Source organism: Prevotella sp. 20925_1_30 (assembly GCF_041433025.1).
In the GTDB taxonomy this organism is placed as follows: domain Bacteria; phylum Bacteroidota; class Bacteroidia; order Bacteroidales; family Bacteroidaceae; genus Prevotella; species Prevotella vespertina.
The window spans coordinates 1-1,516 of sequence record NZ_JAPWAR010000066.1 but is presented as its reverse complement, the minus strand read 5'-3'; the positions used below and the strand labels follow the sequence as shown (position 1 = coordinate 1,516).

Annotated in this window: 1 protein-coding gene; it reads right to left on the bottom strand. The window is 41.0% G+C overall.

Annotation, left to right across the window (positions count from 1 at the left end; all coding sequences use genetic code 11):
• Window positions 1-114 precede the first annotated feature (114 nt).
• Complete coding sequence (locus O3603_RS12005; RefSeq protein WP_008449762.1) at window positions 115-1,401, bottom strand: IS1380-like element ISBf12 family transposase; 1,287 nt, start codon at window positions 1,399-1,401, stop codon at window positions 115-117.
• Between the last annotated feature and the right edge of the window lie 115 nt (window positions 1,402-1,516).

Here is a 1,516-nt window from a genome sequence, read left to right as displayed (position 1 = left end):
TACTGAATTTGCAGATAATTTGAACTTGAAGCACCCACTTCTGCCTACAATATCCCCTTACCCCACAATGTGACTTGAGGCAATACACAATATCATTCCCATAAGTTGTAGGCACTATCCAAAATCAGTCTGGAAAACATCTGCGTAAGCATAATTACAGGTATAGATATTCAGCACATACCGCCTTGATGTCTTGATCCACTTGGCTGGTACAGAGATAAACCTGAAGACAAACGCTTTTATGCGACTTGTTACATTGAGTCCGAACTTCTTTACGTCAAGTCTTTGAATAATGGCCTTGTAAAAGTTACGGATAAGTGCTGTAAGAAGAAGGAACACTGTGTTCTCTGCCATGAAGGATTTGGGCAATCTGTCCCACCCGAAACCATTGTTCATATCATCGAAGATACGTTCCTTTTCTCCACGAGGGTTATAGAACTCGACAATTTCTCTTACGGAAGAATCATAGTCGTTAGTCAGGATACAACGGTATGTGTATTCTCCTTCCCAAAAATCCTGCACACCATCCATCCGTTTCTGTCTTTGAATCACAAGTCGATATGCCTTACCTTTCCACTTCTCAACAAGGATAGAGTTCAATTCAAACTCAATGCCATTGATTTCTTCAGTTTTCCAGCCTTTGAGAGCAAAGGTGTCATTGTAGATCGAACTGCAGCGGTTAGCACGGATATAGAAGGACTTGCAGTGTTTTTCTATTTCCTCCACGATTTCCTCGGAACATGATCCACAATCAGCTCTGAAGCGATTGATAATGAGCCCATTCTGTTCAAATCTCTCAAAGAACCTCTTCAGCGTGTCCTTCTGATGGAAACGAACATTTGTGTTACCATCGCTATTCTCTATACCGACTATCAAATCGCCAATAACCGCCACGCCAGGGCGATAACCAAGGAACTTCTTGTATGTAGGCTTTGCATCATACTTCTCTGTCTCTATGAACTGATGGTCGAAATCAACATCATACATCTCACCCTCTTTCAGTTGGCCAGATGCAAATATACAATTGAGCAATAAAGTATTGAGAGTGTCAGCCGTATTGAAATCGTAGGTCTTGCCCATATCTGATGTGTATGAAATGTTTTCTTGCGTCAACTCCTTTATCGCCCTGAGGATAGTATCAGAGCTACAAGTGCGAAGTGTCGGATGAAGTGAGAGGTGGTTCATCAAATGAGTAGTGACATCCTCAATACATGAACCGCCACAGAAGTAGATACTCATGAGAGAACGGATGATTTCGCTGTACTGATAACCGAACGATCTACACCTTAGACCGAGGGTTGAGTCGATGACAGATGATAATGTGGAGTCAAATTGCTCCATGATTGAAAATAATCCCCCAAAAGGAGTGAGTCTCTCAGATTTAATTTGTATCTTCGCCATGTCTATCGTTGGATTCTCTTGTTTTTTTTTGCAACACTAAGATAAGTGAAAATTCTGACATGGCAAAATCCTGAGCAACTTTTTGTTGCTCAGGTACTTAAAAAGTTTAATTTAT

What these genes read in the sequence shown, in the direction of transcription:
- O3603_RS12005 (WP_008449762.1), bottom strand. Translation starts at nt 1,401, where the DNA reads ATGGCGAAGATACAAATTAAATCTGAGAGACTCACTCCTTTTGGGGGA.